The sequence below is a fragment of the Gloeobacter violaceus PCC 7421 genome (genome assembly GCF_000011385.1).
Classification (GTDB): domain Bacteria; phylum Cyanobacteriota; class Cyanobacteriia; order Gloeobacterales; family Gloeobacteraceae; genus Gloeobacter; species Gloeobacter violaceus.
This window is the reverse complement of sequence record NC_005125.1, coordinates 3744542-3766120: the sequence shown is the minus strand read 5'-3', so window position 1 is coordinate 3766120 and position 21579 is coordinate 3744542. Positions and strand designations below refer to the sequence as shown.

Below are 21579 nucleotides of genomic sequence, written 5' to 3'. Positions count from 1 at the left end.
AGTACCCGCAGTCGATCACTAAGCTAGGATCTGCACAATTTGCGGCCAGCTATGAAAGTCCGTGCGTCCGTCAAACCGATATGTGAGAAGTGCCGGGTGATCCGCCGCAAGGGGCGGGTCATGGTCATTTGCGAGAACCCCAAGCACAAGCAGCGGCAGGGCTAGGCGGCACCATCAGCAAACCAGAGGAAACCATCCATCCATGGCGCGTATTGCAGGCGTAGACATTCCCCGGGAAAAACGGGTCGAAATTGCCCTCACCTACATCTTTGGTATCGGCCCCTCCAGAGCCACCCAAATTCTACTGTCCACCGGCATCAATCCCAACCTGCGCGTGCGCGAGTTGACCGACGTCCAGGTCAGCCTCCTGCGCGAGGAAATCGAACAGAAGTATCAGGTCGAAGGCGATCTGCGGCGCTTCGAGAACATCAATATCAAGCGCCTGATGGATATCGGCTGCCTGCGCGGCCGTCGCCACCGCCTCGGCCTGCCCGTGCGCGGTCAGCGCACCCGCACCAACGCCCGTACCCGTCGAGGCGGGCGCAAGACCGTGGCCGGCAAGAAAAAAGCCGCCGCCAAGAAGTAATACCCCAACCAGGATCGATTCAATGGCGAAACCAACCCGTGGCGGGCAGAAAAAGAAAGTTCGGCGCAATGTGCCGAGTGGTGTGGCCCACATTCAATCCACGTTCAACAACACGATCGTCACTATTGCCGATACCGTCGGCGATGTGATTTCCTGGGCGTCTGCCGGCTCCAGCGGCTTCAAAGGCGCCAAAAAAGGCACCCCCTTCGCCGCTCAGCAGGCGGCCGAATCGGCCGGCCGCCGGGCCATCGACTCGGGCATGCGCCAGTGCGAGGTGATGGTCAGCGGCCCCGGCGCCGGCCGGGAGACGGCCATCCGGGCTTTGCAGGCGGTGGGGCTTGAGATTACCCTCATCCGCGACGTCACTCCGATTCCCCACAACGGCTGCCGCCCGCCCAAGCGCCGCCGCGTCTAAACCACCATCCGTTCTCGAGTATTTAAAGAACATGGCTCGCTACACCGGTCCCGTCTGCAAGCTTTGCCGCGCCGTCGGCATGAAGCTCTACCTCAAGGGCATTCGCTGCTCCTCGCCCAAGTGCGCCATCGAACGGCGCAATTTCCGCCCCGGCGTGCACGGCCAGGCGCGCCAAAAACTCAGCGAATACGCCATCCGCCTCAAAGAAAAGCAAAAAGCGCGCTGGAGCTACGGCGTGCTCGAAAAGCAATTTCGCCGCACCTTCTCCGATGCCAGCCGCGCCACGGGCAACACCGGCGCCAAGTTTCTGGAATTGCTCGAGAGACGTCTTGACAACGTCGTCTACCGCCTCGGTTTTGCCACCTCCCGCGCCCAGGCGCGTCAGTGGGTCAACCACGGCCACTTTGCCGTCAACGGCCGGCGCGTCTCGATCCCGAGCTACCGGGTTCGTCCGGGGGATGCGATTACCGTCATGCCCAATTCGGCCGCCTTTGTCAAAGAGGCCCTCGAAGCGGCCAGCCTGCCCCAGGCTCCCAAGTGGCTCGAAGCCAACCGCGAGACCCTCGCTGCCACGGTGAAGGCCCTTCCCGAGCGCGAGGACATCGATACGCCGGTCCAGGAACTGTTGATTGTTGAGTTTTACTCCCGCTAGCGGCGAGGAGAGAGGCTATGGCGCAATACACCATTGAGTGCGTAGAAACGCGGACCGAGGCCGACAACGGCCAGTACGGCAAATTTGTGCTCGAACCGCTCGAGCGGGGCCAGGGCACCACCCTGGGCAACGCCCTCCGGCGTGTGCTGCTGTCGAACCTCGAAGGCACGGCGGTGACGGCCGTGCGCATCACCGGGGTCAACCACGAATTTGCCACTATGAAGGGCATCCGCGAAGATGTCCTCGATATCCTGCTCAACATGAAGGAACTGGTGCTGCGCTCCTACACCAGCGACATCCAGATCGGCCGACTGGCGGTGCAGGGTCCCAAGCGCGTCACCGCTGCCGATCTTGAACTGCCCACCGAGGTGCAGGTGGTGCACCCGCGCCACTACATCGCCACCCTCGCCGAAGACGGCCAGTTGGAGATGGAGTTTCAGATCGAGCGGGGCAAGGGTTACCGCGCCATCGAGCGCGGCAGCGAGGACGGGGCCGCCATCGACTACCTGTCGATCGACGCGATCTTCATGCCCGTGCGCAAGGTGAACTGGACGGTCGAGAGTGAGCGCTCCGCCGCCAATGTCGAGCAGGACCGCCTCACCCTCGAAATCTGGACCAGCGGCTCGCTCTCTCCCCAAGAAGCGCTCTCCCAGGCAGCCAAGATCTTGGTCGACCAGCTTCGGCCCCTGCAGGAGATTACCTTCGAGCCCCCGGCCGAACCGCAGCGCAGCGCCCCGAACACCGTGGGCCAGGTGCCTATCGAGGAGTTGCAGCTGTCGGTGCGTGCCTACAATTGCCTGAAGCGCGCCCAAATCAATACGGTTGCCGACTTGCTCGAATACACCGAAGAAGACCTGCTTGAGATCAAAAACTTCGGCCAGAAGTCCGCCGAAGAGGTGATCGAAGCCCTGCAGGATAAGATGGGCCTCAGCCTTCCCAAAGACAAACCGGCCAGGAGTTAGCCATGAGACACCGCTGCCGCGTACCGAAACTGGGTCGCCCCGCCGACCAGCGCGACGCCCTTATCCGCACCCTCACCACCGAACTGCTGCGCCACGGTCGCATCAGCACTACCCTGGCGCGCGCCAAGGTCATCCGCTCCGAGGCCGATCGGATGATCACCCTCGCCAAGGACGGCTCCCTGGCCGCCCGCCGCCAGGCGAGCGGATTTTTGTACGACCCTGAACTGGTCCAATCGGTCTTCGCCGCCGCCCAGGAGCGCTACGGTAGCCGCCGCGGCGGTTACACCCGCATCCTGCGCACGGTGGCCCGCCGCGGCGACAACTCCCCGATGGCGATTATCGAACTGGTCTGATGTCCGTGGATGCGGTGGGCGGCGCCGTAGAAGGCGCACCGGCGCGCCTTGCCCTCCGGGTGCAGTACCTGGGGGGACATTTTTTTGGCTGGCAATGGCAGCCGGGTCAGCGCACAGTGCAGCAGTGTTTGGAGGAAGCGACCGAGCGCATCGCCCGCCATCCGGTGCGCTACCACGCGGCGGGGCGCACCGACACCGGTGTGCACGCGAGCGGCCAGGTCGTCCACTTTGATACCCACAAAAAGCTGGCCCCCGAGACCTGGGTGCGCGGTCTCAACAGCTTGCTTCCCGACGACATCGCCGTGCGCGCGGCGGCCTACGTGAGCGACCACTGGCACGCGCGCTTCACCGCGCTGTGGCGTGAGTACCGCTACTGCATCCACAACAGCACCGTGCCCGACCTATTCGTGCGCGCCCAGAGCTGGTACTACCCCTATTGCCCCCTCGACAGCGAAGCGGTGGCGGCAGCCCTGGCCACTTTGCCGGGCCACCACGATTTTCGGGCGTTTCGCCGCGCCGGCTCCAGCCGCCCCCACTCCCTGGTCCATGTCTATACAGCCGAGTGTACCCGCGAGGGGGAGCAAATCGCGATTCGGGTGCGGGCCAACAGTTTTCTGTACGGGATGATGCGCCTGTTGATTGGAGCACTGGCCGAGGTGGGGTCGGGGCGCTGGAGTGTGGAGCGCTTCGCCGGTCTGTGGCAGGCCGGCAACCGCGAACAAGTCAAGTACGCCGCCCCACCCCAGGGACTGTGTCTGGTGGGGGTGGGCTACCCGGACGATCCGTTCAAGACGAACGGAATCGGTTTTGCCCGATGTCATACTGGGCAGGAAAAGCCAGAAGCTAGACTGGGAAATGGCGATTTGGAATCTCGAGAGGAGCGACCGCCCCATGAAATGTCCCCGCTGCACTGACAATGAACTGAAGACGGTCAAATCCGACGACATCGAAGTCGATCAGTGCCCCAACTGCCTCGGTATCTGGTTCGATGTGAGCGAAATGACCGCCCTGGTAGCAAAACAAAACCTGGAGGGGATCAAGCTCAGCGGCAGACCGGGCGGCAGGCGGACGATCGTGCCGCTCAATTGCCCACGCGACGGCACCCTGTTGGACATGGTCAACGACGTGAAGGCGGCGGACGTACAGATGGACGTCTGCCCCACCTGCGGCGGGCGCTGGCTCGACGGCGGCGAACTCGACCGTCTGCGCGAAAAGGGCTTGCTTGCCAACCTCAAGAACTTTTTTGTGACCTACATCCTGCCGGATTGAGCCGGATGCCCCGGATCAAAGTTTGGAGATCGCTTTCCACTCCTGCCAGACCACCGCGGAGCCGTACCGACGCGACAGGGCACTGAGAATGGCATCGCCGACGCCGCTCAATTCGCCGTCCTCGTCGATGTCCTGCTTGCAGTTCTGACAACCGGCGAGCCTCTTGAGGGTCGGCTGCAAATCTCCGGCGCTGCTCGCCTGGCACTCCGGGCAAACGACGACGCAGTCTTCGGTTTGGTAACGAAACTCCTCCTCCACAATCGCTCCTCTCGGTGAACGGGCGCCCGACCCTGGCGGGACGTAGATCTTTCCTACCGTAGCGTACCGGGTGGTAGGACTCGCCAAATGATTCAAAATAAACTCCCGTAATTCTCCAGGAATGCTGTACAATTTAATTCCATACACATAGCCAAGTAGGGAGGATGTGGTGGCGGCGATCCTGATGGGATCAACCGCCGCCATTTTTTTGTGCTTCGACGCGGCTACCACAGTTCCCACTCTACTGTAAGGTAGGCCACGAAACGAGGCGTCGAATATCCGGTTTAGCACTCGACAAATCGAACAAACTTTGGCCACAGAGCTGGCCGTTGCGACGCCTAGGAGACCTTCAGGCCGACCGCCGGCGCGGCGACTTGCCCATGAGTTCCGCCGCCTTTTGTGAATCGGCCTCCGCCCCGCGACTGTCGCCCAACTTGGAGCGCACGATACCGCGGTTGTGGTAGGCAAAAGCGTAGGTGGGATCGAGCCTGAGCGCCCGGTCGAAGTCGGTGAGCGACCCGGCGCGGTCGCCGAGTTTATAGCGGAGAATGCCCCGGTTGTTGTAGGCAAACACGTTGAGCGGATCGATCTCGAGGGCCTGATCGTAGTCGGCGAGCGCCCCCTGCCGATCTCCAAGACCGCTCTTCGTGATTCCCCGGTTGAAGTAGATAAATGCGTAGCCTGGGTCCAGTTCCACCGCCCGGTCGTAGTCGGCGAGCGCCCCCTGGGAATCGCCCAGGGCCGTGCGGGCGTTGGCCCGGTTGTTGAAGGCCGGTCCGTCCTTCGGATCGAGCCGCACCGCTTCGCCAAATTGCACCACTGCCCGATCGGGCCGGCCCTGCAGATACTCGCTTACTGCCTGAGCGAATGCCTCGTCGGTCAGGATATAGCGGTTGGCTCCGAAATCGATCGGGTTGACCGCCGCCGTCGGCCGCTGCGGCTGCAACCGCAGTTGAACCGGATCGGCAGAAACGGCAGCCATCGACGCCAACTGCCCAACGGCAACGAAACCGGCGATCCAAGCACCCTGCCTCAGCGCCCGCACAACGTTCGTAACCATGGCCAATGCACCTCCAAAAAGAAACCGTTCTGAGCGAACAATTTCCAACCTAGGAGAGCATCCACAGGCTGTCCACGCTTTTTGTGTGTTGTGTTACATAAATTGGGAAATTTTCGGCGATGGGGGAACTATTTCTCGGCCCGGTCCAGTTCCGCGCCGGTGTCCGCAGCCAAGTCGGCCCGCTGAAATTCCGGTGAGCGCGGCACCGCCAGGTGCCGCTCGGGGGTGTGGTGCACCTGCACGGTCACCTGCCCGATCGTGCACTCAAGCAAGTGGCCGCCGAGTTTGCGATCGGCGCTGATAAAGTGCAGGTGGTAGCCGGGTACGTTGATCCCCGCCGCAAAGGGCGGCGTTCAGAAGCCGGCCAGGGTGCCCTCGATATCGCGAAACCACAACTTCCACCCTGATTGGCTTATTTTAAACCTCGTGTCGCTTGTCGTCTTCTTGCGCCACGGCATTTCCAGCCTCTGAAAAGGGCCGCCTGAAGCAGTACACCCTTGAATCTGGGAGGCAACTGGTCGGAGAGATGTTCTTGCCGGAGCACCTTCTGGCGCACCACCTGCCACCCCTCGGACGTAAGGTCGGGGACGTACCTGCCGACGGATTGCGCAGCTTCTTCCGGACTGTCAAAGGGACCGAATGCGTACAAGAAGGGCTCGTCTGTGGTCACTTCCAACCACCAATCGCCATCCCGGGCGTCCGACGTATTGCTTGTCTGTCCGTACATGGTTAAACTCCAACAATTGTTTGTAAACATCTGAAGCCGATTTGTAGGCTCCAATGGATTGATGCGGGGGCGTGGAGCCGGCCGTTTGGAGAGGCCCGGCGCTAGATCATAGATGTGCGCATCGAACCTTCTGTCATCCGACGCTCCTCCTCAAGATCGATGTACCAGTTGATGAAATTTCGGGCATAAAGTTCGGCCAGCTCCGGACTCGCCAAGAAAACGAGCGGTTCGTCAAATCGTTTACCGTCGGGATCGGTAAGCAACGCCACGAAACCCTCGCTCGCCTTGCTGGTGGCGATGGTCCAACCTCTGTACTTCATGGATCCCATGGTTGATATTTCCTCTGTGAACGCCTGTCAACAGTCCGCATCACTCAAAGCAGGGGTGATGCACAATACACCGCGCCTTCTTTGAGGAAAAAAGGAGCCAGGGCGAGTGTGTAAAATTTTCTAACAATGAACTGAACTGTGGACTACGCCCTCAGTAGGAACGCCTGTAGGGACAATGGAAGGGGGAAGCTCCCAGAAGCCTGTCCAGATGATACAAAAGTTGTTATTGGCAGGTTGTCGTCAACTAACGCGACGGCAGAATTCAGGAGGTTGCTGGGCAACATGGCGCACCGCTCAGTGCGGGAGCGCATCCGAGATGCACAGGCGGCGATCGCTCTCGACGGCAATCCAGCCGCATTGTTTGAACCGGTTCAGCAATAAGGTGACCGTGGCGCGGGCCGTTCCGATCGTATTGGCCAGGTCCTGGTGGGTGAAGCGGACCCGCAGCCGCGTGCCCCCCCTGCAGGGCTCCCCCACCTCCCGTTTGAGCAGCAGCAACAACCCCCGCAGCCGGTCATCGGCCCGCCGTTGGCCACAGACAGCCAGCAAGGCATTGCTCTGATACAGGCGGGAGAGCAGGGCTTGGGCCATATGGGGCGATGCGGCCACCTCCTGGGCCGAGAATTTTGCAAGTTCGACCCGGCCCACGGCTGAGGCCTGGTAATACACCTCCGATTCGACCGCATCGGTCCCGAAGAGCATCGGCGCAACGGCCCAGCCCACCACCACCGGCTCACCCTCGACGAGGGCGGCGCTGAGCTTCACCAGGCCGTGGTGTACCTGCCAGAAACTGTCCGGGTGCAGGGGAATGCCCTGGTTGGGAGCAAAATGGGAGATGGAATGCTGCGGTGGGGCCGCCGGTTTTTTTGTGTTGAAAGTATCTGGGAGGGAGCGAAGCAGCGCGTGCTTTTTGAGCCGGATGGCGACAGTCTCCAGCAACTCCTCGGCAGTAAAGGGCTTGGGCAGATAATCGTCGGCACCCATGGCCATCGCCTGCCGCCAATTCAGCTTCGCCACCCTCGCCGTCAGAAAAACAAAGGGAATCCCCTGGGTGAGCGGATTGTCCGACAGCGCGGCCAGCACCGCGTAGCCGTCGAGGCCGGGCATCAGGATATCGCAGAGGATCAAGTCCGGCAGGTGCTCCTCGGCGAGGCGAAGGCCCACCTGTCCGTTCTGGGCGCCGATGGCCCGAAAGCCCTGGGCTTCGAGCACTTCCAGGACGCTCTCCCGGACGAGGGCATCATCTTCGATCACGAGAATGTCAGTCATCGGCCGGCTCCTCGAGGGGCAGGGCAACGGTGAACGTGGTTCCTTGCTGGGGACGGCTTTCGAAGGCGAGCCGCCCCTTTAACAGCTCGACCAGCCTCCTGACGATGGCAAGACCGAGGCCGGAGCCGGGAATGTTGGCGACATTGCGCCCCCGGTAGAAGGGCTCGAACAGCCGTTCTTGATCCTCGACAGCGATGCCGATGCCCTCATCGACGACCGTGAAGACGGCCTGCCCATCCCGGCAGGCGAGCTGCAGACGGACTGTGCTGTCCGGTGCGGAATACTTGAGCGCGTTGGTGAGCAGGTTGCTGAGGATCTGTCGGAGCATGACGGCATCCAGGTTGGCGCCCCGGCACTGTCCGGCGCTCTCAAAAGCGGGCCGGTGGGCGCCGCCCGGCGCCGCCTGCATTTCCTCGACGAGTTGACGGCAGAAACTTTCGAGATCGAGCGGCACCCGCCGGATCTGCACTTGGTCGATTTCGGCCTGGCCGATACTCAAGATGCCGTCCAGCAGGTCGGTCATCTGCTCGATGGCCCGCTCGATGCGCTGCTGTTGCTTGAGCCGCTTCTGGGCAGATTGGTGGGGACTGTCACTGGAAAGCAGTTGGGTCGAGAGGATGATCGTGCTGAGGGGCGTGCGAAATTCGTGGGAAGTCATCGCAATCAAGCGCGATTTTAGTTCGTTGAGTTCGTACTCCTTCTGCAGGGCCATCTGTTGACTCTGCTGCGTCCGCTTTTGCTCGGTGATGTCTTCGAGGGCCAACAAGATCAAGCGGTCCTGCTCAGGCGCCAAAATCTCCTGGGCATTGAGCAGCATGACCCGACGGCCGACGTTCTCAAAGTCATGCTCCACCTCGTAATCGAGGAGTTGGGCATTGTGGAGCAGCAGGTTCTCGAGCATCAGGCGCAGCCGCGGGATGTCCCACTGACCACCCGCCAGCTCAAAGAGCCGTTGCCCCTCCGTCTGCGCCGGTACTGTCTGGAAAGTTTGATAAAAAGCCCGGTTCGCCGTTCTTACCCGCAGGTCGGAATCGAGCACCAACAGCGGTCCCCGCACCGTCTCGACGATGCTCTCGGCGTAAATCCGGGCCGCTTCGAGCAACTGCGCGCTGTTTTTGAGGGCGTCAATATCCACCAGCGCCAGCACCACCCCATCGATCTGATGGTCGACCGTCCGGTAGGGCCGGATGCGCAAAAGATACCAGTACCCTTCGAGATCCTGAACCTCCCGTTCTTTGGGGCTGAGGGTGTCGATCACCTCCAGCAGCGACTCCTCCAGATCGGGGGCGTGGAAGTTGAGCCGGATGTCGCTGAGCGATCGCCCGACGTCGGTCGCGATCAAGTTGAAAAGTCTCTGGGCCGCCGGGGTGAAGCGACGGATGCGCAGGTCGTTGGTCAGCATCAAAATCGGAATGTTGACGTTGCTGAGCAGATTCAGCAGGTCGTTGTTGACTTGACGGGCTTCGAGATTGCGGCTTTGCAGTTCCTCGTTGGTCGTGCGCAATTCTTCGTTGGCCGACTGGATCTCTTCTTTGGCGGTTTGCAGTTCCTCGTTGGTGCTCTGCAACTCCTCGTTGCTCGAAAGGATCTCCTCGTTGGCCGTCGTCAGGGACTGGTTGGTGGCCTCCTGTTCTTCGATGATCGATTGCAGATAGGCCTGGGTGTGGACCAACTCCTGCCTGACGATCGTCAGCTCCTGCCGGAGCCGGCTGATTTCAGGCTCCGGATCGATCCTCTGGTCACTGTCGTGCCGATGGCGGGCTTCCGGTGCGGCAGGCATGACCGGGTCCATCGTTTCGAACAGCACCAGAAAATAGCGCTCGTCGGCCGGGGGAACCTTAAAAGCGATCACTACGATACGAATGTGCCTCGGTCCGTCGTTGCCTTCGACCCGTAAACCCGCTTTCTCGACCGCACCTTCCTGGCTTTTCGCCTGGTAGATGGCCGTGTGCAGTTCCGGCAGCAAGCCGGGCCGGGCCATCTTCAGCAAGTTGAAACTCGGCTCGCCCGGGGCGGGGCGCAAGTAGGCACCGGTCTCTCCGCGAAATTGCAGGATTTCGAGCCGGTCGTTCGTCAGCACCCCGGCCGGGGCATAGCGGTTCAAGACGATCCGGTCGGCTTGTTGCTGGATATTCAAACCGGCCCAGGTGGCCTCGCCGGTCAGCCCACCGCGCCTCGCCCGGGCGAGGCGATAGTCGCCGGTGACGAAGTCAAAGCTCAAGCGGCTGGGAGCCGCCGTTCTGGTGTAGATCTTGTGCTTTTTGTCCACCACGGCAAACAGGTCTGTGAATTCTCCTGTGCTCTCCGAGCTACCCAGCACCAGGAAGCCCGTGGGCTTGAGGCTGTAGTGAAAAATCGGCAGCACCCGCTTTTGCAGAGTCGGTTCCAAATAAATCAGCACGTTGCGGCAGCTGATCAGATCCATGTTGGAGAAGGGTGGATCGCTGCTCAGGTTTTGTCTCGCGAAGACGCACAGCTCGCGCACCGACTTGCCGATCTGATAGCCGGCCGCCACCTGCACAAAGAATTGTCGAAGGCGGCCAGGTGAGACATTCGCGACCGCCTCTTCTTTGTAGATACCGAGTCGGGCCTTTTCGACGGCAGCTTCGCTGATGTCGGTGCCGAAGATCTGGATGGGGGTCTCGTGCGCTTGCGGTCCCAGCCATTCCAGCAAGGTGATGGCGATCGAATAGACTTCTTCACCAGTGGCACAGCCTGGCACCCAGACCCGGATGGGCGAACCGGCCGCCTTGCCCTGGCAGATGCCCGCAAAGACTTTTTCCTGCAGCGCTGCGAAGACATCGGGATCTCGAAAGAAACTGGTGACCGAAATCAGGATCTCCTCGTACAGCGTCTGCACCTCGCCGGGGTTGTCCTGCAGGTGACGAACGTAGTCCACCAGGCGCTCCAGCTTGTGCAGAACCATCCGCCGCCGCAGCCGCCGCAGCAAAGTGGTGCGCTTGTAGTACGTAAAGTCGGCTCCCGTGGCGGCCTGCAGCAGCGCGAAGACGGAGGGCAGCGCCTCCTCGTCCGCCGGCATGTTTGATCGGGCCGGGATCACGTAAGGATGAGCGCTGATTTTGACCAGTTCCTCGGCAATCGCCTGCGGGGGCAGGATGAAGTCGACACCGGTCGCCGCAGCCCTGTGGGGCATGTCGCTGAACTGTGCCGATGCCTCGCACTGGGCAAAGGTAATCCCGCCGGCCGCCTTGATCGCCTCCAATCCCAGGGCACCGTCGCCATCGCTTCCTGAGAGCACAACACCGATCGCCCGGCTGCCCCGCTCCTGTGCCAGCGAACGGAAAAAAGCGTCGATCGGCATGTACCGGCCCTGGACCTTCTCGCGGGGTGCCAGTTGCAGCGCCCCGCGCGCCAGGGTCATCTGGGTATTGGGCGGAATCACATAGACGCGATCCGCTTCCAGGGTCATCCCATCGTGCACCTCGACCACCGGCAGCTGGGTCGTCCTCGACAGCAATTCAGCAAGCAGGCTGCGATGGCTCGGATCCAGGTGCTGAACCAGCACAAACGCCATGCCCGTATGGTTTGGCAGGTGGCTCAGCAACTGGGTGAAAGCTTCCAATCCCCCGGCAGACGCACCGATCCCGACCACCGCAAACAGATCAAGGTCGCCAGGCTGCTGTTGCTCAGGTTCTCGGCCCACGTCCACAGCTGCGTTCCTCCCGTTGCTAAAGCTTTACCCTACCCAGGCCATAGCCAAGGTCGCGTCGTAACTGTGAGGAGATGAACGCTCGGTAACAGACAGCGGGGTTAATCATCAAGTAAAGGCGATGCTCGAAAAGTTTGCAATGATGAAAGCCTGTGCCGATCGCCAGAAGCCTTGCTGCCAGTGTACTGCACCCGGTTGGCGGGATCCGTCTTGAAACAGCGGGTCGCTGGGGCCAAGAAAATACCCTGTGCTTCCGGAGGCGCAGGTTGCCTTGAGCGCCTGCCCGCTTGGGGCCGGAAGGTACACTGGAGGGGCCTTTGAAGGAGGAACGACCGTGCGGATTCTTCACACGATGCTGCGGGTGCGCGATCTGGAGGCTTCCAAGGCTTTCTACTGCGATGTATTGGGCATGAAACTGCTGCGCCAAAAAGACTACCCCGACGGCAAATTTACCCTCGCCTTCGTGGGCTACGGCAGCGAGGCGGACAGCGCGGTGATCGAACTGACCCACAACTGGGAGCGCGACCATTACGACCTGGGCGACGCCTTCGGCCACATCGCCCTCGGTGTCGAGGACATTTACCGGACCTGCAGCGAACTGACCGCCCGGGGCGGCAAAGTCGTGCGCCAACCCGGCCCGATGCAGCACGGCAGCACGGTGATTGCATTTCTGGAAGATCCCGACGGCTACAAGATCGAACTCATCCAGAAAAGTGCATCGCCGCAGACTGCAGAAGAGGTCGCAATGGCCAGAGCCGGCAATTCTTGAAGATAGCTGGCCTCGCAATTATTGCGGCCGGAGGACTACCATGCCTGAACATCTTCGCCGAGGCCCGCGCTGCTCTCTGCGGCAGGCGTACCACCGGGCACCTTCCTGTAGAGCTTTGAGTTTAGCTTCAGCGAAAGTGTCGAGGTTCTGATTTTTGTATACATGGCACAGGCGTGATTTGAACACGCGACCGAGCGGGTATGAACCGCTAGCTCTACCGCTGAGCTACTGTGCCGAGAGAGGACGCAATCTCTAATTATGCCAGATTCATTCCCGTCTGCCAACGAAATCCAACCCTGCTTCCAGGCAAATATCGAAGGGCCTCGATCACTCTGGAGGCTTGAATCGACCGAGGCCGGTACAACCTACAGTGCGCCTGCCAAGGCTCAGAAAGTCTCGGCAGGGCGATAGTTTGCAAACAGCCTTCAGTCGCTATCCGGCTTATCCGCCTGCTCGGGATAGAGGACATGATCGGCCAAACTGCCGCTGAAAGTGCGGCCGTCGGGCATCCACGCCCCCTCCAGATTGGTGCCCTCAAGCTTCGCATCGCGCAGATCCGCCCCGACCAGGTCGGCCAGTTCGAGGTCCGCTCCGCGCAGATCCGCCCCCTGCAGATTCGCTTCACGGGCGAAAGCGCGCACCAGCCGGGCACCGCGCAGGTCGATATGGGCAAGACGTGCACCGCTCAAGTCGGCGTCTGAAAAATCGGCGTTCTTGAGGACCGTCTTGAAGATCCAGCAGCGCCGGTAGGCAAAGGCCAGCAAAGCGACGGCCGCCACCCCGGCCGCCAGGGCGGCGACTCTCGGCACGCTCTGGTCCGCCGGAGCCCATCCCAACAGCAGCGCCACCTGCAACAGCGCCACCCCGGCCAGCACCAGCGGCACCCTGAGGCCGAGTCCTGCCGGGCCGTCCGGTTCTTCGCAGCGGTAGCGCCGCTCGTCGCCCGGCGCAAAAACCCGCTCGGGTAAATCGTCGGATAGCCCCCCCGCCCAGAAGATGTCGAATCCCACCAGCGCCCCCAGAACCGCCGCCGACCACAGCCCGGCCTGCTGGGCGAGGGCGACGCCCACCTGCGCCCCGGCCGCCGCCGCAAAGACGACAAACAAAAGCCGCTGCCAGGCGACCCCGACTTTGGCGCCGCGCAAGTCCGCCCCCGTCAGATCCGCAGCGGTGAGATCGCAGCTGTTGATGCCGGCGTTTTTGAGCCGCGCCCCAGCCAGGTGCGCTCTTCGCAAAGAGCGCACCTCCAGGCGCAGCGGATTTTCCAGCTTCGGCGCGGGCTCGAACACAAGCGATTGCACAGTAATGCCGATGCGCCCAGCCTAGCAGCGGCACCGGCACCCAGCCACCGGGCCGGCGGCGCGCTGGCAGTAGGGTGCTCCCGCCGGGCGCGCCCTAGGCGCTGTGGGGGCAAAAGCTTGCGCAGTTGGTTTCGAAGGCGGGATTGATCTTGCCGCACAGGTGGCAGACCACCAGTCCGGCCTGCCCGGGGGTGGCCTCAAAAGCGGGCCGCTCGAGTGAGGCGACCACCTCTTTGGCCCACTGCACCATGGTCAATTCGTCGAGACCGAGCACACCCAAATCGCAACAGGCGGTGCGGATATCGTCGATGATTCGCTCCAGGGGCAAGCCCTGAGCATGGCTGCGCTCGACCAGTTCGATAAAAAACGATTTAAATTCCAGGTCGAGTTCGACCCGGTCGCGCTGTTGCTCCGTCTGCTGGGACAGGACAAAACCTTGCATAGGCCCTCTCTATTAGGTGGGTGCTTTGAAAGACAAGGCCGCCTTCCGGTGATGCACAGGAAGCTTGAAACGGCCATTTGCACCACATGCTATCGATAGCGGGCAGCCAATTTGACCAACCCACGCCAATTGCTTCAATTCTTCATGGACAGCAATCTGAAGCCCACCGCCAGATTGCCGGTCGTAAAGAAAAACAACCTTCAATCGCGGCACAAAAGGCAACACAACCATCGGGGCTTGCCCGGCAAGGTTCGTAGCCTTCTGAAGCCCAATTTGAAGCGATGATTGATTACTCGAAGCCGATGAAACAAAAAGGCAGAGCGCCCGTGCACCCTGCCCTTTGAGATCAACTTGTTGAACCTGGCCGTCCGTTGGCGAACTTAGACGCCGTAGGGACAGAAAGAGGCGCAGTTGGTCTCGCGGTAGGGGCCGACCTTGCCGCACAGCTGGCAGACTACCAGGTTGGACTTCGGCTCGACCGCCCGCAAAGGCTGATTCCCGCGGCGCTTGAGGGCGAAGATCGCCTCTTCGGCCCACTGCTCCAGGGGCCACTCCTCGACGCCGGGCACATCCAATTCGCGGCGCACGGTGGCGATGTCCTCTTTGATGCGTGGCAGAGAAAGGCCCTCGCGGTGACTCCGTTCCACCAGGTTGACGAAGAAAGCCTTGAATTCAAGGTCGAGTTCGACCTGGCCGTTCTCCTGCACCCTGGGCGTTGCGTTCGCCGTGAACATAACCCACTCCATGAAGTTTTGTTAATTAACTCTGCAAACAAGTGTAACGATTGAGTGGATGGGTGTCAAGTGGCCTATGGGTTTGCCGGCGGTGTCGGCAAAAACGCGCCTTAAGAAATGGCCGAAAGCGGCCCAGGGGCTATAGCGTGTAGGAAAGCCCAGGCCAGCTATGCCGGATCGACCCAGCCCGCCCACCCAGGATCAACAGGCTCCCAGCGCCGAAAGCCGCGGCCCCACCGACGGCCGCAAGGTCACATGGCTGCTTGCGGGGGCGTTTTTGGTGTGCATCGGGGCCAGTTTTTTTCAGGCGAGCGATCACCTTATCCAGCAACGGCTCAGCGAGGTAGAAGGGCATCTGGCATTGGTGGGTCTTGCGCTCACCCTCACCGCGCGGCCGTTGAACCGCTTTTTGCCGGGGCTGTTGCAGGAGCGGCGCTATTTGGGGCTGCTCACCTTCGCTTTCTCGGTGTTGCACACCTGGTCGCAAATCGAGCACGTATTGGGCGGCAGCCTGGACGGGATGTTCTTTTTGCCGCGGGACATGCAATTTGGGGTCGAGCTGGGCATCTTTGCGCTGCTGGCGATGCTGCCCCTGGCGCTCACCAGTACCGATTGGGCGGTGCGCACGTTAAAAGGCGCCTGGAAGGGTCTGCACCAAGGGGTTTTCTTTGCCGCGTTTTTGATCGTGTTACATACGCTCGGTACCGGGGTGCACTACCCGCTGGTGGCCCAGACGCCCCTCACTTTCGCCTTTGGCCTGGCGCTTCTAGGCGGAGTGCTCTGGGTGTGGCGGCTGCGCAGCCGGGCGGACAACTCCGGCAAGGCTGAGCCGTAGGCGCGGCAGCTGCCAACCGCCCATGCTTTTTTCTTCTGGTCTTGGCAAGGGAGACAAGGTTACGATTGTAGTCACTCTAAATGACCAACACCGCCGTGCCCCAGTTCAATATTGCTGAAGCCAAAGCGCATTTTTCCGAGTTGGTGCAGAGGGCCATGCTTGGTGAGGAGGTGATCATTGCCAGAGATCACAAACCACTGCTCAAGCTGGTGCCCATCGAGCAGGCCAACGCCCCACGCAAGCCCGGCTCGGCTAAAGGGCAAATTTGGATGGCACCAGATTTTGACCGAACGCCGGAGGATTTCGAGGATTACGTTTGATGCGCCTGCTGCTCGATACCCACGTGTTTCTCTGGTGGGTCGAGGACGCGCCACAGTTGTCGGTATCTGCCCGTACTGCCGTTGCAGACCCGCAAAATGTCTGCTTGCTGAGCCTGGCCAGTTGTTGGGAGATGGCCATCAAGGCCAGCCTCGGCAAGCTCAAGCTACCCAGTGCGCTCGAAAATTTTATTCCCGAACAGCTGCTCATCAACGGTTTTCAAACCTTGGACATCGATTTTCGCCATATTGTCCGTGTCTCCGGTCTGGCATTTCACCATCGAGACCCGTTCGACCGGCTGATCATCGCCCAAGCTCTGGAGGAAAGGTTGGTTGTCGCTTCTGCCGATTCGGTATTCGAAAAGTATGATCTACAGCGCGTTTGGTAAAGGTTGCGGCTGCGGAGTACGAGCACGAACTTGGCCTGTGCAGCAAGCCACTGCCACACCTTTTCAGTCTCCGTTCGCGATTTGCAAGTACAATGCCGGTGGTCAGAGTCGAACTGACATGCCTTTCGGCGAACGATTTTGAGTCGTTTGCGTCTACCATTTCGCCACACCGGCGGGTGTGCCGACCTATTATAGGCGGCCTCAGCGGTCTTCAGCCAGCAGCGACGGGGCGGGCGCTCTCGCGCTCCAGCGGGCGATAGTGCTCGCCTCCCATCAGGCGGCGGTAGTTCTCCGAGCGCGTCCAGCGGTCGATCTCCTTAGCCCGCAGCACCGGTACCGGGTGGGATTTTTCGGCGTTGGCGGCGATTTTGAGCGCCAGGCTCAATTCGTCCTCGTCCACCGCCTCGTAGGCGCGGGCCTGTTCCAGGAAGGCTTCGGCATCCAGTTTGTGCACCAGCGAGGGCGAACCGCCGCACAGCTTCATCATCAGCGACACCAGCACTTTCACATCCTGGGTGACCAGCAGGGCGGCCCGATCGCAGCTGAATTCCGCCGACCTCAACCAGCCCAGCATCGCCTGACGCAGAGGCTGGGCAAGCAGGGGACCGTACTGGGGGATCTGGGCGGTGGCGAGCACGAACAAATTGGCCAAAGTCAGGTACACGCCGTGGTCGCACTTGAGATGGCCCAGTTCGTGGGCGATCACCGCCTGAATTTCGGCGTCGGTGAGCAGTTCCAACAGCGAAGTGTGCACGACCACGAAGGCGCGCTCGTCGGGCACAGCAAAAGTGTAGGCGTTCGGGACCGGATGCTGCTTGACGTAAAGTTGCGGCTCGGCGATGTCGAGCACCGCGCAGGCTTCGCGCAGCAGCGCGTGCAGGTGGGGAAGCTGTTTTTCGCCCACCCGGATGCTCGAGGAGATGTTCTCCAGATAGAACAACCGTCCCGCCGCCGGGGCCAGGCCGTAGCGGATGAGCCAGTCGAGACCCGGCAACGCGGCGAGCGACCGGGTCGCCTGGGTGTCGAGGGGATGGCGGAAGCTGTCGGGATGGAGACCGCTGAAATGCTTTCTGGACATGGGCCTGACCGAATGGGTTCTCTCCAGGGTAACCGAGCGCCCCCATCTGCAAGTGTCTCCCTCCGCCGCTGGGTAGAGGGGCCGGCCCCAGCAAAGACCTAGACTGCGGGTGGCAACGACTGGATACCTACTGTGGCTGCACCGGCACCGCTCAGAGGCAGCGAACTGATCGATTGCGCCAAAGCCAACGCCGGATTGGGGATGGCCGTCGCCTGTACGCGCAGCGGCTACGGGCGGGACGAGGCACTTTTTTTGAGCGAATTGCGCAAAGCCTGCGGCGCCATCGGCATCGACCTGACGAGCTTCGACCAACTGGCCTCCGACAGCGGCGCGAACCCCGCTATTGAGGGAGCTGTGGTGGCCCCCGAATCCCAGGACGAGCTGTAACTACCGAGAAGAACGATGGCGGATACTTCCGTGACCAAGATTAGTTCCCAGGCTTCCCCCAAAGGCAAGCAGGGCCAGAAGTACCTGGCCTCGGGTATTCACGTCTCGATGCGCCTTTGGGAGAACGAGCCGCCCGCCGAAGCCAAACCCGCCACCAGCCGTGCCTACGAGACGGTGGGCTACGTGATTGCAGGCCGGGCGGAGTTGCACATCGAAGGGCAGATGGTGCTCCTCGAAGCGGGCGATTCGTGGGTAGTACCCAAAGGCTCGGATCATACCTACAAGATCCTCGAAGCGTTCAGCGCCGTCGAAGCAACCTATCCCCCTGCCCAGGTGCATGGTCGCGACGAAGATTGACTCGCCGATTGCAGGTGGGCGATGATGGCTTGCTCCCGTTAAGCAGCAAAGGGTCAGAGCGTTGGGCGGAAGATACAAAATCGCGGTGCTGCCGGGCGACGGCATCGGCACTGAAATTGTCCAGGTGGGCGTGGCGATGCTGGAGGCCGCCGCTCGCCGGTTCGATTTCGCATTCGACTTTGAAGAAGCGCCCATCGGGGGGGCGGCCATCGATGCCACCGGCGAACCGCTCCCGGCTGCGACCCTCGAACTGTGCAAAGCGAGCGACGCGGTGTTTCTAGGGGCGGTGGGCGGCCCGCAGTGGGACACCCTCCCGTCGGACAAACGCCCCGAGAAGGCTCTGCTCGGCCTGCGCGCCGGTCTGGGGCTATTTGCCAATTTGCGCCCGGCGCGCATCCTGCCGCAACTCGTCGCCGCCTCGGCCCTCAAGCCGGAGGTGGTCGAAGGGGTGGACATTCTGGTGGTGCGCGAACTGACGGGCGGCCTGTACTTCGGCATTCCGAAGGGCATCTTCCCGGAGAAAAAAGGCGGGCGCCGGGGGGTGAACACGATGAGCTACAGCGCCTTTGAGATCGAGCGCATCGGCCGGGTGGCTTTTGAAGCGGCCCGGGAACGGCGGGGCAAACTGTGTTCGGTCGATAAAGCCAACGTGCTCGAAGTCTCGCAACTGTGGCGCGAAGTGCTTGTGGGCCTTGCCCCCGAGTACCCGGATGTCGAACTGACGCACATGTACGTGGATAACTGTGCGATGCAGCTGGTGCGCCGGCCCCGCCAGTTCGACACGATCGTCACCGAGAACATGTTCGGCGACATTCTCTCAGACGAAGCGGCGATGCTCACAGGCTCGATCGGCATGCTGCCCTCGGCGTCGCTGGGCAGCGGCGGCCCGGGGCTCTACGAGCCGGTGCACGGCTCCGCCCCGGACATCGCGGGCCAGGACAAGGCCAACCCACTGGCCCAGGTGCTCTCGGGGGCGATGCTGCTGCGCCACAGCCTCCGGCAACCCGAGGCCGCCCAGGCTGTCGAAAGGGCGGTGCAGACGGTCCTGGAGCAAGGCTACCGTACCGGCGACATCGCCGCCCCCGGCGCCCAAATCGTCGGTTGCCGGGCGATGGGCGAGCAGCTGCTCGCCGCCTTCGAGCGTGCGTGAGCGGGTTGGCTCAGATTTGAACGATGATTGCTGAGGTGATCGTTATTTGAGCGGTCTTGCTAAGATTTCAAAGCCCAGGCGTGCCGGGCGAGCATTGGAGTGGACTATGTTTACAAGGCGCAGGCTGCGCAGTTCCGACCCGAAAACCATCGAGCAGAGCGCTCCCCTCCTCGGACGGGAACAGGAAACTTCTATGCTGAAAAACGTCCTGGTCGCGGTGGACAGCTCCGAGTTCGCCTGGCGGGTGATCGAGGCGCTCTCGCACCTGCACCTGGCGCCCAACTGCCTGGTGGTGCTCGCCCACATCGTGCCGCCGCCGACTTCGGAAGATTTTGTCGAGGCCGACGTGCCCCACACCCAGCAAGAAGGGGTGCCGATGGCCGTCGAGGCCGAAAGCTGGCTCGACACGCTGAGTGTGGAGATCGACTATCCCACCGCCCAGGAGATCGTCACCGGCGATGCCGCCGAGGAGATCGTGCGCCTCGCGGGGATCCATCGCTGCGAATTGATTTTGATCGGCTCGCGCGGCCTGAAGGGTCTCACCCGCATCATCCAGGGCTCGGTCAGCTCCCAGGTGGTGGCCGACGCCCCCTGCTCGGTGTACGTCGTGCGCTCCTAAAGCCCGCTATTCCGCCATTTCGTAGTAGCGGCAACCGTCGCAGGGGCCGCTCGGGTTTTGGGCGCAGCGAATCAGCGCCGAGCGCGCGTTGAAGCGGCAAGTCGGATCGCCGATTACCCAGTGGCCCTGGTGGAGTTTGCGCTCGCCCAGGGTGCCCTGGGCCGGTTGCACATAGAGCACGATGCGGTCGAGGCGGTAGCGCCCGCAGCGCAGGCTGTAGCGGTGGCGGCGTTCGAGCACCGCGTAGATTGCCCCTTCGACCTCAACAAAACTGCCGGGCTGCTGCGTGGGAGGAACCATCACCTCAGCCACACACTGGGCGGTATCGGCGCGGTAAATCTGGGTCGGCAACAGATTCATATTGCAATATGTTAGCTGATTGTTTACTTCGCCATAACCTGACGGCTGAACCGGTCCCCTTAATTAAAAGTAGTAAACTGGGGGGCAGACGCACCAGGAGGTTCTCGACCCATGGCCAAGCCCGTTGTTGTCGCCCCGTCGATTTTGTCGGCCGACTTTGCCCGCCTCGGCGAGGAGATTCATGCCATTGATGAAGCCGGAGCAGACTGGATCCACGTCGATGTCATGGACGGGCGCTTTGTGCCCAACATCACGATTGGACCGCTCATCGTCAAGGCGATCCGGCCGGTGACCCAGAAAGTGCTCGATGTGCACCTGATGATTGTCGAGCCCGAGAAGTACATCGCCGATTTTGCCAAGGCGGGTGCCGACATCATCACCGTCCATTGCGAACACAACTCGACGGTGCACCTGCACCGGGCGCTCTCGCAGATCAAAGAACTGGGCAAACAGGCGGGTGTGTCGCTCAATCCGTCCACACCTTTGAGCCTCATCGAGTACGTCCTCGACCTGTGCGACTTGGTACTCGTCATGAGCGTCAACCCCGGCTTCGGCGGCCAAAGCTTCATTCCGCAGGTGCTGCCCAAGATTGCCCGGCTCAAGTCGATGTGCGAGGAGCGCGGCCTCGACCCGTGGATCGAAGTGGACGGCGGCCTGAAGCCTTCCAACACCTGGCAGGTGCTCGAGGTGGGTGCCAACGCCATCGTCTCGGGCTCGGGAGTGTTTGGGGTCGGCCCGGCCCGCTACGCCGAGGCGATCGAAGGGGTGCGCGCCAGCCACCGCCCGGCGGTGGAAGTGGCCGCCCAGGTGTAGCGCCTGCCTATTCTTCGAGGAGCACCACCGCGTGACAGGCCATAGCAAGGCCTTCGCCCACGGGGCCGAGGCCCTCGTTGGTCGTGGCCTTGACGCTCAATCGGTCGAGGGGTAAACCCAATGCGCCCGCCAGACTCTGGCGGATGGCCGGGATATGGGGAGCGAGCTTCGGCCGCTCCGCCACCACCACCGCATCGACGTTCGAAAGCCGCAGACCGCGCCCGCGCACCAGTTCGAGCACCTTCGAAAGCAGCAGCAGACTCGAGACGTCCTGCCACTGGGGATCGCCCGGCGGGAAGTGTCGGCCGATATCGCCCAGGCAGGCGGCCCCCAAAAGGGCGTCGGTGATCGCGTGGGTGAGCAGATCTGCGTCGCTGTGACCGAGCAGGCCCAGGCGGTAGGGAATCTCGACACCCCCCAAGATCAAGCGCCGCCCTTCGACCAGGCGGTGAAAGTCGTAGCCGTTGCCGATGCGCAT

At 61.9% G+C, this 21579-nt stretch carries 29 protein-coding genes, 2 tRNA genes and 1 pseudogene; 17 read left to right on the top strand and 15 right to left on the bottom strand.

What is annotated here, in order from left to right; genetic code table 11:
* The first annotated feature begins 51 nt into the window (after positions 1-51).
* The 8 genes from rpmJ to GLL_RS18400 are packed head-to-tail and all read left to right on the top strand — an operon-like array spanning position 52 to position 4237.
* Positions 52-165 carry a 50S ribosomal protein L36 gene (rpmJ, locus tag GLL_RS18435; RefSeq protein ID WP_011143564.1) on the top strand — a complete coding sequence of 38 codons (114 nt, stop codon included), beginning with the start codon at positions 52-54 and terminating at the stop codon, positions 163-165.
* A gap of 37 nt (positions 166-202) precedes the next feature.
* Positions 203-586: a 30S ribosomal protein S13 gene (gene rpsM / locus GLL_RS18430; protein ID WP_011143563.1), complete on the top strand. Its 384-nt coding sequence runs from the start codon at positions 203-205 to the stop codon at positions 584-586.
* A gap of 22 nt (positions 587-608) precedes the next feature.
* Positions 609-1001: a 30S ribosomal protein S11 gene (gene rpsK, locus GLL_RS18425; RefSeq protein WP_011143562.1), complete on the top strand. Its 393-nt coding sequence runs from the start codon at positions 609-611 to the stop codon at positions 999-1001.
* A 31-nt stretch (positions 1002-1032) separates the two neighbouring features.
* Positions 1033-1653: a 30S ribosomal protein S4 gene (gene rpsD, locus GLL_RS18420; RefSeq protein WP_011143561.1), complete on the top strand. Its 621-nt coding sequence runs from the start codon at positions 1033-1035 to the stop codon at positions 1651-1653.
* Between the two features lie 17 nt (positions 1654-1670).
* On the top strand, positions 1671-2615 hold the full coding sequence (locus GLL_RS18415; RefSeq protein ID WP_011143560.1) for a DNA-directed RNA polymerase subunit alpha: 945 nt from the start codon (positions 1671-1673) through the stop codon (positions 2613-2615).
* 2 nt (positions 2616-2617) lie between these two features.
* Complete coding sequence (gene rplQ, locus GLL_RS18410; RefSeq protein WP_011143559.1) at positions 2618-2968, top strand: 50S ribosomal protein L17; 351 nt, start codon at positions 2618-2620, stop codon at positions 2966-2968.
* Complete coding sequence (gene truA, locus GLL_RS18405) at positions 2968-3882, top strand: tRNA pseudouridine(38-40) synthase TruA (RefSeq protein WP_011143558.1); 915 nt, start codon at positions 2968-2970, stop codon at positions 3880-3882. The genes rplQ and truA overlap by 1 nt, the downstream gene beginning before the upstream one ends.
* Positions 3860-4237 (top strand): zf-TFIIB domain-containing protein, encoded by a 378-nt coding sequence (locus GLL_RS18400; RefSeq protein WP_011143557.1) that lies wholly within the window; start codon positions 3860-3862, stop codon positions 4235-4237. Before truA ends, GLL_RS18400 begins: the two co-directional genes overlap by 23 nt.
* Positions 4238-4252: 15 nt before the next feature.
* Here the strand turns inward: GLL_RS18400 and GLL_RS18395 are convergent, their stop codons facing one another.
* The 7 genes and pseudogenes from GLL_RS18395 to GLL_RS18370 form a co-directional block, all read right to left on the bottom strand.
* Positions 4253-4495, bottom strand: coding sequence for a hypothetical protein (locus GLL_RS18395; RefSeq protein WP_164929318.1), 243 nt, complete (start codon positions 4493-4495; stop codon positions 4253-4255).
* Positions 4496-4844: 349 nt separating this feature from the next.
* Positions 4845-5555, bottom strand: a complete 711-nt coding sequence (locus GLL_RS18390) for a tetratricopeptide repeat protein (protein ID WP_011143556.1) — start codon at positions 5553-5555, stop codon at positions 4845-4847.
* Between the two features lie 128 nt (positions 5556-5683).
* Positions 5684-5896, bottom strand: a pseudogene (locus GLL_RS18385) (acetolactate decarboxylase); the annotation flags it as partial.
* 71 nt (positions 5897-5967) lie between these two features.
* Positions 5968-6282, bottom strand: a complete 315-nt coding sequence (locus tag GLL_RS23800; RefSeq protein WP_011143554.1) for a DUF1816 domain-containing protein — start codon at positions 6280-6282, stop codon at positions 5968-5970.
* A 101-nt stretch (positions 6283-6383) separates the two neighbouring features.
* Entirely contained in the window at positions 6384-6611 is a 228-nt protein-coding gene (locus GLL_RS18375) for a hypothetical protein (RefSeq protein ID WP_011143553.1), read from the bottom strand.
* A gap of 294 nt (positions 6612-6905) precedes the next feature.
* Positions 6906-7880, bottom strand: a complete 975-nt coding sequence (locus GLL_RS23035) for a response regulator (protein ID WP_011143552.1) — start codon at positions 7878-7880, stop codon at positions 6906-6908.
* Entirely contained in the window at positions 7873-11550 is a 3678-nt protein-coding gene (locus GLL_RS18370) for a chemotaxis protein CheB (RefSeq protein WP_011143551.1), read from the bottom strand. Before GLL_RS18370 ends, GLL_RS23035 begins: the two co-directional genes overlap by 8 nt.
* 334 nt (positions 11551-11884) lie before the next feature.
* Here GLL_RS18370 and gloA point away from each other — a divergent pair, with 334 nt between their 5' ends.
* Positions 11885-12319: a lactoylglutathione lyase gene (gene gloA / locus GLL_RS18365; RefSeq protein ID WP_011143550.1), complete on the top strand. Its 435-nt coding sequence runs from the start codon at positions 11885-11887 to the stop codon at positions 12317-12319.
* Between the two features lie 163 nt (positions 12320-12482).
* On the opposite strand, the gene GLL_RS18360 is transcribed toward gloA, so the two are convergent.
* The 4 genes from GLL_RS18360 to GLL_RS18345 all read right to left on the bottom strand — a co-directional run bounded on the left by GLL_RS18360 (position 12483) and on the right by GLL_RS18345 (position 14796).
* A tRNA-Met gene (locus GLL_RS18360) sits at positions 12483-12554 on the bottom strand.
* A gap of 190 nt (positions 12555-12744) precedes the next feature.
* Positions 12745-13608: a pentapeptide repeat-containing protein gene (locus GLL_RS18355; protein ID WP_231848255.1), complete on the bottom strand. Its 864-nt coding sequence runs from the start codon at positions 13606-13608 to the stop codon at positions 12745-12747.
* Between the two features lie 106 nt (positions 13609-13714).
* Positions 13715-14062, bottom strand: coding sequence for a hypothetical protein (locus tag GLL_RS18350; protein WP_011143548.1), 348 nt, complete (start codon positions 14060-14062; stop codon positions 13715-13717).
* 380 nt (positions 14063-14442) lie between these two features.
* Positions 14443-14796: a hypothetical protein gene (locus GLL_RS18345; RefSeq protein ID WP_164929317.1), complete on the bottom strand. Its 354-nt coding sequence runs from the start codon at positions 14794-14796 to the stop codon at positions 14443-14445.
* Positions 14797-14965: 169 nt separating this feature from the next.
* On the opposite strand from GLL_RS18345, the gene GLL_RS18340 reads away from it, so the two are divergent.
* The 3 genes from GLL_RS18340 (at position 14966) to GLL_RS18330 (ending at position 16337) form a co-directional block, all read left to right on the top strand.
* Complete coding sequence (locus GLL_RS18340; RefSeq protein WP_011143546.1) at positions 14966-15631, top strand: ferric reductase-like transmembrane domain-containing protein; 666 nt, start codon at positions 14966-14968, stop codon at positions 15629-15631.
* Positions 15632-15711: 80 nt separating this feature from the next.
* Positions 15712-15951 (top strand): type II toxin-antitoxin system Phd/YefM family antitoxin, encoded by a 240-nt coding sequence (locus GLL_RS18335; RefSeq protein WP_011143545.1) that lies wholly within the window; start codon positions 15712-15714, stop codon positions 15949-15951.
* A complete protein-coding gene (locus GLL_RS18330; RefSeq protein WP_011143544.1) occupies positions 15951-16337 on the top strand; it encodes a type II toxin-antitoxin system VapC family toxin in 387 nt (128 codons plus the stop codon). Before GLL_RS18335 ends, GLL_RS18330 begins: the two co-directional genes overlap by 1 nt.
* 93 nt (positions 16338-16430) lie before the next feature.
* Here GLL_RS18330 and GLL_RS18325 read toward each other — a convergent pair.
* Positions 16431-16511 (bottom strand) — tRNA-Leu (locus GLL_RS18325).
* 37 nt (positions 16512-16548) lie between these two features.
* Positions 16549-17415, bottom strand: a complete 867-nt coding sequence (locus GLL_RS18320) for a M48 family metallopeptidase (RefSeq protein ID WP_011143543.1) — start codon at positions 17413-17415, stop codon at positions 16549-16551.
* 132 nt (positions 17416-17547) lie between these two features.
* Here GLL_RS18320 and GLL_RS18315 point away from each other — a divergent pair, with 132 nt between their 5' ends.
* The 4 genes from GLL_RS18315 (at position 17548) to GLL_RS18300 (ending at position 19928) form a co-directional block, all read left to right on the top strand.
* Positions 17548-17802, top strand: coding sequence for a hypothetical protein (locus tag GLL_RS18315; protein WP_011143542.1), 255 nt, complete (start codon positions 17548-17550; stop codon positions 17800-17802).
* A gap of 15 nt (positions 17803-17817) precedes the next feature.
* Positions 17818-18159, top strand: coding sequence for a cupin domain-containing protein (locus GLL_RS18310; RefSeq protein ID WP_011143541.1), 342 nt, complete (start codon positions 17818-17820; stop codon positions 18157-18159).
* 61 nt (positions 18160-18220) lie between these two features.
* Positions 18221-19309, top strand: a complete 1089-nt coding sequence (gene leuB, locus GLL_RS18305; RefSeq protein ID WP_011143540.1) for a 3-isopropylmalate dehydrogenase — start codon at positions 18221-18223, stop codon at positions 19307-19309.
* Between the two features lie 193 nt (positions 19310-19502).
* Positions 19503-19928 carry a universal stress protein gene (locus GLL_RS18300; protein WP_011143539.1) on the top strand — a complete coding sequence of 142 codons (426 nt, stop codon included), beginning with the start codon at positions 19503-19505 and terminating at the stop codon, positions 19926-19928.
* Between the two features lie 6 nt (positions 19929-19934).
* On the opposite strand, the gene GLL_RS18295 is transcribed toward GLL_RS18300, so the two are convergent.
* On the bottom strand, positions 19935-20288 hold the full coding sequence (locus GLL_RS18295; RefSeq protein WP_011143538.1) for a DUF6464 family protein: 354 nt from the start codon (positions 20286-20288) through the stop codon (positions 19935-19937).
* Between the two features lie 111 nt (positions 20289-20399).
* Between GLL_RS18295 and rpe the strand changes: the two genes are divergently transcribed.
* Positions 20400-21101: a ribulose-phosphate 3-epimerase gene (gene rpe / locus GLL_RS18290; protein WP_011143537.1), complete on the top strand. Its 702-nt coding sequence runs from the start codon at positions 20400-20402 to the stop codon at positions 21099-21101.
* Between the two features lie 7 nt (positions 21102-21108).
* Here rpe and ispF read toward each other — a convergent pair whose 3' ends face one another.
* On the bottom strand, positions 21109-21579 hold the full coding sequence (gene ispF / locus GLL_RS18285) for a 2-C-methyl-D-erythritol 2,4-cyclodiphosphate synthase (RefSeq protein ID WP_164929316.1): 471 nt from the start codon (positions 21577-21579) through the stop codon (positions 21109-21111).

Bases quoted from the DNA above. Each gene is read 5' to 3' on its own strand.
- GLL_RS18300 (WP_011143539.1), top strand. From the start codon at position 19,503: ATGCTGAAAAACGTCCTGGTCGCGGTGGACAGCTCCGAGTTCGCCTGG.
- GLL_RS18400 (WP_011143557.1), top strand. From the start codon at position 3,860: ATGAAATGTCCCCGCTGCACTGACAATGAACTGAAGACGGTCAAATCC.
- GLL_RS18375 (WP_011143553.1), bottom strand. From the start codon at position 6,611: ATGGGATCCATGAAGTACAGAGGTTGGACCATCGCCACCAGCAAGGCG.
- rpe (WP_011143537.1), top strand. From the start codon at position 20,400: ATGGCCAAGCCCGTTGTTGTCGCCCCGTCGATTTTGTCGGCCGACTTT.
- rpsM (WP_011143563.1), top strand. From the start codon at position 203: ATGGCGCGTATTGCAGGCGTAGACATTCCCCGGGAAAAACGGGTCGAA.
- GLL_RS18310 (WP_011143541.1), top strand. From the start codon at position 17,818: ATGGCGGATACTTCCGTGACCAAGATTAGTTCCCAGGCTTCCCCCAAA.
- GLL_RS18390 (WP_011143556.1), bottom strand. From the start codon at position 5,555: ATGGTTACGAACGTTGTGCGGGCGCTGAGGCAGGGTGCTTGGATCGCC.
- rplQ (WP_011143559.1), top strand. From the start codon at position 2,618: ATGAGACACCGCTGCCGCGTACCGAAACTGGGTCGCCCCGCCGACCAG.
- GLL_RS18320 (WP_011143543.1), bottom strand. From the start codon at position 17,415: ATGTCCAGAAAGCATTTCAGCGGTCTCCATCCCGACAGCTTCCGCCAT.
- rpsD (WP_011143561.1), top strand. From the start codon at position 1,033: ATGGCTCGCTACACCGGTCCCGTCTGCAAGCTTTGCCGCGCCGTCGGC.
- GLL_RS18330 (WP_011143544.1), top strand. From the start codon at position 15,951: ATGCGCCTGCTGCTCGATACCCACGTGTTTCTCTGGTGGGTCGAGGAC.
- ispF (WP_164929316.1), bottom strand. From the start codon at position 21,579: ATGCGCATCGGCAACGGCTACGACTTTCACCGCCTGGTCGAAGGGCGG.
- GLL_RS18415 (WP_011143560.1), top strand. From the start codon at position 1,671: ATGGCGCAATACACCATTGAGTGCGTAGAAACGCGGACCGAGGCCGAC.
- GLL_RS23800 (WP_011143554.1), bottom strand. From the start codon at position 6,282: ATGTACGGACAGACAAGCAATACGTCGGACGCCCGGGATGGCGATTGG.
- rpmJ (WP_011143564.1), top strand. From the start codon at position 52: ATGAAAGTCCGTGCGTCCGTCAAACCGATATGTGAGAAGTGCCGGGTG.
- GLL_RS18345 (WP_164929317.1), bottom strand. From the start codon at position 14,796: ATGTTCACGGCGAACGCAACGCCCAGGGTGCAGGAGAACGGCCAGGTC.
- GLL_RS18295 (WP_011143538.1), bottom strand. From the start codon at position 20,288: ATGAATCTGTTGCCGACCCAGATTTACCGCGCCGATACCGCCCAGTGT.
- GLL_RS18335 (WP_011143545.1), top strand. From the start codon at position 15,712: ATGACCAACACCGCCGTGCCCCAGTTCAATATTGCTGAAGCCAAAGCG.
- rpsK (WP_011143562.1), top strand. From the start codon at position 609: ATGGCGAAACCAACCCGTGGCGGGCAGAAAAAGAAAGTTCGGCGCAAT.
- GLL_RS18340 (WP_011143546.1), top strand. From the start codon at position 14,966: ATGCCGGATCGACCCAGCCCGCCCACCCAGGATCAACAGGCTCCCAGC.
- GLL_RS18350 (WP_011143548.1), bottom strand. From the start codon at position 14,062: ATGCAAGGTTTTGTCCTGTCCCAGCAGACGGAGCAACAGCGCGACCGG.
- truA (WP_011143558.1), top strand. From the start codon at position 2,968: ATGTCCGTGGATGCGGTGGGCGGCGCCGTAGAAGGCGCACCGGCGCGC.
- GLL_RS23035 (WP_011143552.1), bottom strand. From the start codon at position 7,880: ATGACTGACATTCTCGTGATCGAAGATGATGCCCTCGTCCGGGAGAGC.